Source organism: Achromobacter sp. 1011791174 (assembly GCF_059760925.1).
Window position 1 is genome coordinate 1 of record NZ_JCBANH010000152.1, and the last position, 8817, is coordinate 8817.

The following is an 8817-nucleotide window of genomic DNA, read 5'->3' on the forward strand; positions in this document are numbered from 1 at the left end:
GTTTCAGGGGGCGTGGGGGGGGCACGATGGCGCCGTGTAAACGGATATCCGGCCGGGGCGGGCTCAGCCCTTTCGGGCTGGCGCCACCGGCCGGATGATCGGGGTGCGCCCGGTGCTTATGCTGCCAGCGCCTCGGACAGGATGTCCAGCGCGCGGGCGAACTGGGCGTCGGGAATGGTCAGGGGGTACAGGAAGCGCAGGACGTTGCCGTACACGCCGCAGCTCAGCAGGATCAGGCCACGTTCCATTGCGCGCGCCTGCACGCGCTTGACGGCGTCGGCGTCCGGCTTGCCAGTGGACGGGTCGTTCAGTTCCAGCGCCACCATCGAGCCCAGGCCGCGCACGTCGGCGATGCCGGGGACCTTGGCGCGCAGGCCTTCGAGATGGGCGCGCAGCTTGTCGCCCAACTGGACGGCGCGCTCGCACAGTTTTTCTTCCGCGATGACGTCCAGCACCGCGTGCGCGGCGGCCACGGCCAGCGGGTTGCCGGCGTAGGTGCCGCCCAGGCCGCCGGCGGCGGGCGCGTCCATGACGTCGGCGCGGCCCACCACGCTCGAGATCGGCATGCCGCCGCCCAGGCTCTTGGCCATGGTGATGAGGTCGGCCTGCACCGAGTGGTGTTCCATCGCGTACAGCTTGCCGGTGCGGCCGAAGCCGGTCTGGACTTCATCGGCGATCAGCAGGATGCCGTGCTCGTCGCAGACCTTGCGCAGCGCGGTCATCAGTTCGGGCGGGGTGATGTTGAAGCCGCCTTCGCCCTGCACGGGTTCGATGATGATGGCGGCGACGCGCTTGGGATCGATGTCGACCTTGAACAGCAGGTCCAGCGCCTTGAGCGAGTCGGCCACCGTGATGTCCTGGGTGCCGTTGGGGAAGGGCACGTGGTAGACGTCGCCCGGCATGGGACCGAAGGACAGCTTGTACGGCGCGACCTTGCCGGTCAGCGCCATGCCCATGATGGTGCGGCCGTGGAAGGCGCCGGAGAAGGCGATCACGCCCGAGCGGCCGGTGGCCGAGCGCGCGATCTTGATGGCGTTCTCGACTGCCTCGACGCCGGTGGTGAAGAAGGCGGTCTTTTTCAGGCCGTCGATGGGGGCCAGGCGGTTGATGCGTTCGGCCAGCGAGATGTAGCCCTCGTAGGGCACGATCTGGTAGGCGGTGTGCGTGAAGTTGTCGAGCTGGGCCGAGATGGCGGCCTTGACCTTGGGATGCAGGTGGCCGGTGTTCAGCACGGCGATGCCGCCGGCGAAGTCGATGTATTCCTTGCCGTTGGCGTCCCACAGCGTGGCGTTCTCGGCGCGCACGGCATAGAAATCGCACATCACGCCGACGCCGCGCGGCGTGGCCAGGGAACGGCGGGTATTCAGGTCCTGATTCTTCATCTCAGCCTCGCATCGCGGGTAAAGGGTTAGCCCCTAATTTAATGCTACGATGGCCCCATTGTTGGGAACCACTTTTGTAAAACGGGTAGAACCAATTGCGTTCCATCGTAGGCGACCTGCTGCTGCTCCGGCTGGCCGAGGCCAGCGCCGAGCCGATGAACCGGCGGCTGTATCGTGGCCTGCGCGAAGCCATCCTGGAAGGCGCCATCGCCGCCGATACCCGCCTGCCGGCCTCGCGCGACCTGGCGGCCGAGCTGGGCATCGCCCGCAATACCGTGGTCCACGTCTACAGCCAGCTGCTGGCCGAGGGCTATACGCGCAGCCGGCAGGGCAACGGCACCTTCGTCAACGCCTCGCTGCCGGACTCGTTCCTGAGCAGCGGACGGCGCGCCCGCCCGGCGGCCGCGCCACAGCCGCGTGCGGCGCTGTCGCCGCGCGGCGCGGCCATCGTCGACGGCGCCTCGGCCTCGCCCTACCAATGGGGCGCCTTCATGCCGGGCGTGCCCGACCTGACCGAATTCCCGCACCGCAAGTTCGGCCGCATCGTCAGCGCGCTGTGGCGCAATCCGCCGCCGGACCTGCTCACCTACGCCCATGGCGGCGGGCTGCCGGCGCTGCGCGAGGCGCTGGCGCAGCACCTGGCGCTGACGCGCTCGATCGACTGCGATCCGGAACAGCTCATCATCACCGAGGGCTCGCACCAGGCCATCGACCTGGCCTCGCGCATCCTGGGCGATCCGGGCGAGGTGGCCTGGGTCGAGGACCCGGGCTATTGGGGCGCGCGCACCGTGCTGCAGGCCAATGGCCTGCGCATCCGCCATCTGCCGGTGGACGAGGAAGGCATGCAGGTGCCGCAGGAAGCCGGCGGCGAGCCGCCGCGCTTCATCTTCGTCACGCCGTCGCATCAGTACCCGCTGGGGCCGGTGATGTCGCTGGCGCGCCGCCGCCAGCTGCTGGCCGTCGCGCGGCGCCATGGCAGCTGGATCATCGAGGACGACTACGACAGCGAGTTCCGCTTCTCGGGGCGGCCCATCGCCTCGCTGCTGGGGCTGGAGCCGGATGCGCCCGTGATCTACATGGGCACCTTCAGCAAGACGCTGTACCCGGGGCTGCGCGTGGGCTATCTGGTGCTGCCGCGCCCGCTGGTGGCGGCGTTCCAGGCGGCGCACGCCGAGCTGTACCGCGAGGGTCACCAGATGACGCATGCTGCGCTGGCGGCCTTCATCGCGGACGGCCACTACGCCGCGCACATCCGGCGCATGCGCATGCTGTATGGCCGGCGCCGCGCCATGCTGGTCAACCTGATCGAGCGTCGCCTGGGCGCCGATTGGCTGCACCGCGACGCCAGCCTGGCCGGGCTGCACCTGGTGCTGACGCTGCCCCCCGACATGGACGACCTGCGCGTGGTCGAGGAGGCGCGCGCGCGCGGCGTGCTGACGCGTCCGCTGTCGCGCTACTACGCCGACCCGGCGCTGCGGCGTCCGGGGCTGCTGCTGGGGTTTGCCTGCGTGCCCGAGCAGGACATCGCGCGCAAGTTCGAGGTGCTGCTGGACAGCCTGGCGGAAGTGGCGCGCAAGCCGGCGCGCGCGGCCCGCGCCTGAGCCGCCAAGAGCGCATCGGCGACCGTGTCTCAGAACCCCGGCAGCGCCGCCGCGAACGCGGCCGCGTTGCGCACGCCCTGGTCCTCGAAGTTGGTGTTGAAGACGGCGTGCGCCTGCGCGCTTTGCGCGGCGAGCCGGGAAAAGCGCTCGGCCAGTTCCGCCAGCTCGGCCTCGGAATATTCGTACTGGAAGCGTCCCGACGAGGCTTGCGTGGTCCGGTTCCAGGCGGCCGCGTTGCGGCCATGCAGCCGCAACAGCGTCAGCTCGGGATGCGTGCTTGCCCAGACGGCGGGCACGCTGTTCTCCGGCCCGGCGGGCGCGTCCACCACCGTGTGCACCGCGCCCAGATCACGCAGCAGGGCCAGCGTGCCGGCCGTCGCGGCGGGGCTGTCGAACCAGCTGCGGTGGCGCAGCTCGATGGAGATCAGATGCTCGTCCATGCGCCGCGCCGCCTCGGCCAGCGCCGCGTGGCCGCGCGCGTCGCGTCGTATCCAGGGCGGGAACTGGAAATGCACGGCGCCCAGCTTGCCCGGCAGGCGCAGCGGTTCCAGCGCCAGCGTGTAGCGCCGCCAGAGTTCGTCGCGCAGCTCGCCGGGCACGTCGTTGTAGTAGATGAACGGTGCCGGCCAGCCGTCAAGCTCCGCGCGGATGTCGGCGGGCAGGGCGGACAGCGGCGTCTGGTGGCCGGTGAACAGCCGGAACGCCTTGATGTTGAAGACGAAGCCGTCAGGCGTGCGCTGGTCCCAGCGCCAGGCGTTCTCGGCCGTGGGCAGCGCGTAGTAGCTGGAATCGACCTCGACCAGCGGGAAGCGCGCCGCGTAGTAGCGCAGCCGGGCCTCGGCGTTGGCGGCCACGGCCGGCGGATAGAAGCGGCCGCAGGCCAGCAGCGTGGGATCGGTCCAGGAGGCTGCGCCGGTGAGGATGCGCATGGCGGGCAAGGGCGATGGAGGACGAGGAAACGCGGGCGGGTCGGGCGCGCGGGACGGGGCGACGGGCCGCTCAGGCGCTCCGGGCAAGGGCGCCGTGGCGGAGCGGGCACCGGGTTATGATAGCTGGATATATGAACAGTTGTCTGGCCTGTGCGCGCCCAGGCCGGTCCCGCCTTCCGGGCCGCGGGCGCGCATGGGCATTGCCATTCCCCCGCCCATGTCCGATACGCAATCCCCGTCTTCATCAGCGCCGCAGGACCGTCCCGATCCCCTGGCGGACCTCAACCCCGCCCAGCGCGCGGCGGTGGAATTCGGCGTGGCCCCGGCCCGCGCCGGGCAGGGCGGCGGCGAGGACGGCCCGCTGCTGGTGATCGCCGGCGCCGGTTCGGGCAAGACCAATACGCTTGCCCACCGCGTGGCCCATCTGATCCTGAACGGCGCCGATCCCCAGCGCATGCTGTTGTTGACCTTCTCGCGCCGCGCCGCCTTGGAAATGGAGCGCCGCGTGGGCGCGGTGCTGCACCGGGTGATGCGCCTGCATGCGGCGCAGCAGCCGCCGGCCCTGCCCTGGGCGGGCACCTTCCATGCCATTGGCGCGCGCCTGCTGCGCGATTGCGCGCTGCGCATCGGCCTGTCCGAGTCCTTCACCATCCTGGATCGGGGCGACGCCGAGGACCTGATGGGCATGGTGCGCCACGAGCTGGGCCAGTCCTCGGCCAAGTCGCGCTTTCCGCTCAAGGGCACCTGCCTGGCCATCTATTCGCGCGTGATCAACAGCCAGGCGCCGGTGGAAGACGTGCTCAAGACCGCCTTTCCGTGGTGCGCGCAATGGGAGGCCGAGCTCAAGGCCCTGTTCCGCGCCTACGTCGCGGCCAAGCAGGACCAGCAGGCGCTGGATTACGACGACCTGCTGCTGTACTGGGCCGAGATGATGGGCGATCCCGGCATCGCGGCCGATGTGGGGGCGCGCTTCGACCATGTGCTGGTCGACGAGTACCAGGACACCAATCGCCTGCAATCCGCCATCCTGCTGGCCATGAAGCCGGACGGGCGCGGCCTGACCGTGGTGGGCGACGACGCGCAGTCGATCTATTCCTTCCGCGCGGCCACCGTGCGCAACATCCTGGACTTTCCCACGCAGTTTCCGAAGCCGGCGCGCGTGGTCACGCTGGACCGCAACTACCGCTCCACCCAGCCCATCCTGAACGCGTCCAACGCCGTGATCGGATTGGCGGCGGAGCGCTATGCCAAGGATCTCTGGACCGACCGGCAATCCTCGCAGCTGCCCGAAATGGTCAATGTCAGCGACGAGGCCGGGCAGGCGCGCTGGGTTGCCGACCAGGTGCTGGCGCAGCGCGAGGCGGGCGCCACGCTCAAATCGCAGGCGGCGCTGTTCCGTTCGGCCAGCCATAGCGCGGCACTGGAACTGGAGCTGACGCGGCGCAATATCCCCTTCGTGAAATTCGGCGGACTGCGCTTCCTGGAGGCGGCCCACATCAAGGACCTGCTGTCCCTGCTGCGCTGGGCCGAGAATCCGCGCGGCCGCATGGCGGGCTTCCGGGTGGCGCAGCTGTTGCCGGGCGTCGGTCCGGCCACGGCCGGCAAACTGATGGATGCGATGTCGGCCTCGGCCGAGCCGCTGGCGGCCCTGCGCGCGTTCAAGCCGGGCGCGGCGGCGCAGCAGGACTGGGGCGCCTTCGCCGACACCTATGCCGCGCTGCGCGATCCCGCGCTGAAATGGCCCGCCGACGTGGACCTGGCCTTGCGCTGGTATGCGGGCCAGCTCGAACGGCTGTACGACGATGCGCGCGTGCGCCGCGCCGACCTGGAACAGCTGGCCCGCATCGCGGCCGGCTATCCGTCGCGCGAACGCTTCCTGACCGAGCTGACGCTCGATCCTCCAGACGCCACCAGCGACGAATCGGGCGCGCCGCTGCGCGACGAGGACTACATGATCCTGTCCACCATCCATTCCGCCAAGGGACAGGAATGGAAATCCGTGTATGTGCTGAACGTGGTGGACGGCTGCATTCCGTCGGACATGAGCACCGGCACGGCCGAGGAAATCGAGGAAGAACGCCGCCTGCTGTACGTCGCCATGACCCGCGCGCGCGAACGCCTGCAACTGGTCGTGCCGCAGCGTTTCTACGTGCATCAGCAGACCGGCATGGGCGACCGGCATGTGTATGCGTCACGCACGCGCTTCATCACGAATGCCATGCTGCCGCTGTTCGATCACCTGCCCAAGGCGCCGCCGCTGCCCGAGGGGAACGGCGCGGGCCCGTCGCCGCAGGCGCCGGGCATCGACGTGGCGCGTCGGGTGCGGGGCCTGTTTTCCTAGTGCGCTTTCAGCCCAGTTGGGTTAAGAATAGTCCTACGAGACTTGGCGCTTTTAAAGAGTCAAGCCTCGTCGGCCGTTAACGGGGGTGTCAGCCCAGGCGCTCGCCGCCGCACGGTTGCGCGGATTCCCGCCCACATGGCGGGGGCTTTGTTCAAACTCTTGATCCTTCCATCATGAAGCTCAAACATATTGCTCTCGTCGCAAGCCTGGTCATGTCCTCGGCCAGCGCGGCCCATGCCGCTCCCGTCGTCAAGAAGATCACGCTCACCGCCCAGATCGGAGATTCCATCTTCGTTTCCCGGCCGGACGGCTCCGGCTGGTACGACCATGAGGAGCTGGACGCTACCGACCGCACGCAGCGCGCGTTCTCCAAGACCTTGCCCATCCGCGTATGGACGAAGGGAACGGAGTTCAATATCGCGCTGGCTCGGCCCCTGACGATGCGGGGCGGCGTCTATGAAATGCGCGATGCCAAGGTGGTCCTGTCGCAGCCGGGGCGCGAGGACGAGGTCCGCGTCGGCGCGCCGCTGAAGGTGCAGCAGAGCACACCAGGCGACGGCGGCTACGACCAGATTCACAGGCTCACGGTGAGCGCGCGGGCGCCGGCGCAGACGCCCGATGGCCCGAGCATCAACGGCATCTATCGCGGCGATCTGGTGGTGCTGTTCGAGCCTTCCGCCGCCACGCCTTGAGTGGATGGCCGGCGCGTCCTGCGCGCCGGCCGGCGTGGCTCAGGCCAGTTCGGGGCGGGCGAAGCGCCGGTTGGCCAGCACCGGCAGCGCCTGGCGCGCCTGCGCCAGGCGCCGTGGATCCAGCTCGGCGTACAGCAGCGCATCCTGCTCGGCCGCGCGGGCGATCGCCACGCCCAGCGGATCCACCACCATGCTCGCGCCGATATTGCGCGGGCCGCATTCGCCCACGGCCACCACGTAGCAGGTGTTGTCGAGCGCGCGGGCTGTGGCCAGCACTTCCCAGTGATGTTCCTTCAGCGGTCCCTTGACCCAGGCGGCGGGCACCAGCAGCGCGTCGGCGCCGTCCACCGCCAGGCGGCGCGCCAGTTCGGGAAAGCGCAGGTCGTAGCAGGTCATCATGCCGAAGCGCAGCCCGTCCACCTCGAGCAGCGGCGGCACTTCATCGCCGGGCACCACGTTGACCGACTCCTGCATGGAGAACGCGTCATACAGATGCAGCTTGCGATATTGCGCGACGATGCGACCGCCGCGCAGCGCGACCTGGATGTTCCAGACCTTGCCCTGATCGGCGGGCACGTGCACGGTCATGACCAGCGTCAGCGCGCGGTCGCGGGTGGCCTCCAGCATGCGGGTCATGAAGGGGCCGTCCAGCGGCTGGGCGGCGCGGCGCACCAGGTCGGGATCGGCGATGTCGCGCGCCAGGATGCCTTCCGGCAGCACCAGCAGGCGCGCGCCGCCGGCGTCGGCGCGGGCGATCAGGTCCAGGCAGATCGCGGCGTTGTCTTGCCAGTCGGGGCGCACGGCGAATTGGCCCAGGGCGATTTTCATGTGAAGTCTCCTTGTATGTTCAAGAACGTCAGCCGTGGGCGAACAGTTCCGCCGGCGACATGCTGCGCTCGGTGAGACGCTGCGCGCGCAGTTCGGCCAGGAAGTCCGTCACCATGGGCTGGTTGGCTTGCAGACCGTTGCGGTCCCAGCCTTCGGGCAGGTCGCGCGAGGTCTGGATCAGCTCGTCCAGGATCCAGGGCGTGGTGTCCGCGTATTTACGGCGCTTGTGCAGCCACATCGCGGCGGACGCGTCCAGCGCGGCGCTCAGGGACTGGCCGACCCAGGGGTGGGCGCGCAGGATGTCCGGCTTGATGCCCAGCAGATGCATGCCGGGCACGTAGCCCACGTCGCGGAAGTACGCCACTTCGTCGCGGCGGCATTGCGGCAGCAGCTGGCGCAGGTCCGAGTCCGCGTCGAAGAAGCCGTCGGGCATGAAGGGCGTGAACACGGCTTCCAGTTCGCCCGAGCGCAGCAGGTCCACCAGCGGGCGCTCGCCGGCCACGGCCTCGATGCGTCCCGGCTGGCCATAGCCGGACAGCCGGTCGGCGACCGGGTGCGCGGCGGTCAGGCGGCCGACCCGCCATTGCGCGTCGTCGATGCCGATGCCGACGCGGCGCAGCAGGGCGCGCGTCCAGGTATTGCCCGAGTCCTGCCAGCCGGTCATGCCGATGCGGGCGCCGGCCAGCTGCTCCAGCTGGGTGATGCCGCTGTCGCGATGCGTGATGATGCAGCGATGGCGGAAGCCGCGCATCAGGAAGTGGGGCACGGCGGCGATATCGTCGCGGCCGCGCAGGCGGCCCAGGCAATAGCGGCTCATGGACATCTCGCCGGCGTCGTAGCGCGGATCGGCGGCCAGGTCCTCGGGCAGGGCGGGCACCCGGTCGATGCGCAGGTCCAGGCCTTCGGCGACCACGTCGCCCAGGGCGAGCGGCACGATGTAGTCCCAGTCGCGCACGGCGAGTCGGATTTGGAGTGTCATGGGGATGGCCTTGGCGGCCCGGCGGACCGCGGTGGGAGGGGGAAGGGCGATGAGGGGCCTGGCGC

7 protein-coding genes are annotated in these 8817 nt (G+C 69.8%); 3 read left to right on the plus strand and 4 right to left on the minus strand.

Annotated features, from left to right (window positions below; genetic code table 11):
- Positions 1-116: 116 nt before the first annotated feature.
- The gene (locus AC6LJ5_RS29180; protein WP_498142329.1) at positions 117-1382 is read right to left on the minus strand and encodes a 4-aminobutyrate--2-oxoglutarate transaminase; all 1266 of its coding nucleotides are present in this window, start codon (positions 1380-1382) and stop codon (positions 117-119) included.
- 95 nt (positions 1383-1477) lie between these two features.
- Here AC6LJ5_RS29180 and pdxR point away from each other — a divergent pair, with 95 nt between their 5' ends.
- Positions 1478-2983 (plus strand): MocR-like pyridoxine biosynthesis transcription factor PdxR, encoded by a 1506-nt coding sequence (pdxR, locus tag AC6LJ5_RS29185; RefSeq protein WP_369869707.1) that lies wholly within the window; start codon positions 1478-1480, stop codon positions 2981-2983.
- Positions 2984-3012: 29 nt separating this feature from the next.
- Here the strand turns inward: pdxR and AC6LJ5_RS29190 are convergent, their stop codons facing one another.
- Positions 3013-3912, minus strand: coding sequence for a DUF72 domain-containing protein (locus AC6LJ5_RS29190; RefSeq protein WP_392411072.1), 900 nt, complete (start codon positions 3910-3912; stop codon positions 3013-3015).
- Positions 3913-4129: 217 nt separating this feature from the next.
- Between AC6LJ5_RS29190 and AC6LJ5_RS29195 the strand changes: the two genes are divergently transcribed.
- Positions 4130-6253, plus strand: a complete 2124-nt coding sequence (locus tag AC6LJ5_RS29195; RefSeq protein WP_103275442.1) for an ATP-dependent helicase — start codon at positions 4130-4132, stop codon at positions 6251-6253.
- A gap of 173 nt (positions 6254-6426) precedes the next feature.
- Positions 6427-6945, plus strand: coding sequence for a CS1 type fimbrial major subunit (locus AC6LJ5_RS29200; RefSeq protein WP_392411073.1), 519 nt, complete (start codon positions 6427-6429; stop codon positions 6943-6945).
- A 39-nt stretch (positions 6946-6984) separates the two neighbouring features.
- Here AC6LJ5_RS29200 and AC6LJ5_RS29205 read toward each other — a convergent pair whose 3' ends face one another.
- Together AC6LJ5_RS29205 and AC6LJ5_RS29210 are read right to left on the minus strand one after the other, a co-directional pair.
- Positions 6985-7773, minus strand: a complete 789-nt coding sequence (locus AC6LJ5_RS29205) for a deaminated glutathione amidase (RefSeq protein ID WP_103275440.1) — start codon at positions 7771-7773, stop codon at positions 6985-6987.
- Positions 7774-7801: 28 nt separating this feature from the next.
- Positions 7802-8752, minus strand: a complete 951-nt coding sequence (locus AC6LJ5_RS29210; protein ID WP_103275439.1) for a substrate-binding domain-containing protein — start codon at positions 8750-8752, stop codon at positions 7802-7804.
- Positions 8753-8817 lie beyond the last annotated feature (65 nt).

Coding starts and splice junctions, on each gene's coding strand:
- AC6LJ5_RS29210 (WP_103275439.1), bottom strand. CDS start 8,752: ATGACACTCCAAATCCGACTCGCCGTGCGCGACTGGGACTACATCGTG.
- AC6LJ5_RS29190 (WP_392411072.1), bottom strand. CDS start 3,912: ATGCGCATCCTCACCGGCGCAGCCTCCTGGACCGATCCCACGCTGCTG.
- AC6LJ5_RS29200 (WP_392411073.1), top strand. CDS start 6,427: ATGAAGCTCAAACATATTGCTCTCGTCGCAAGCCTGGTCATGTCCTCG.
- AC6LJ5_RS29195 (WP_103275442.1), top strand. CDS start 4,130: ATGTCCGATACGCAATCCCCGTCTTCATCAGCGCCGCAGGACCGTCCC.
- AC6LJ5_RS29180 (WP_498142329.1), bottom strand. CDS start 1,382: ATGAAGAATCAGGACCTGAATACCCGCCGTTCCCTGGCCACGCCGCGC.
- AC6LJ5_RS29205 (WP_103275440.1), bottom strand. CDS start 7,773: ATGAAAATCGCCCTGGGCCAATTCGCCGTGCGCCCCGACTGGCAAGAC.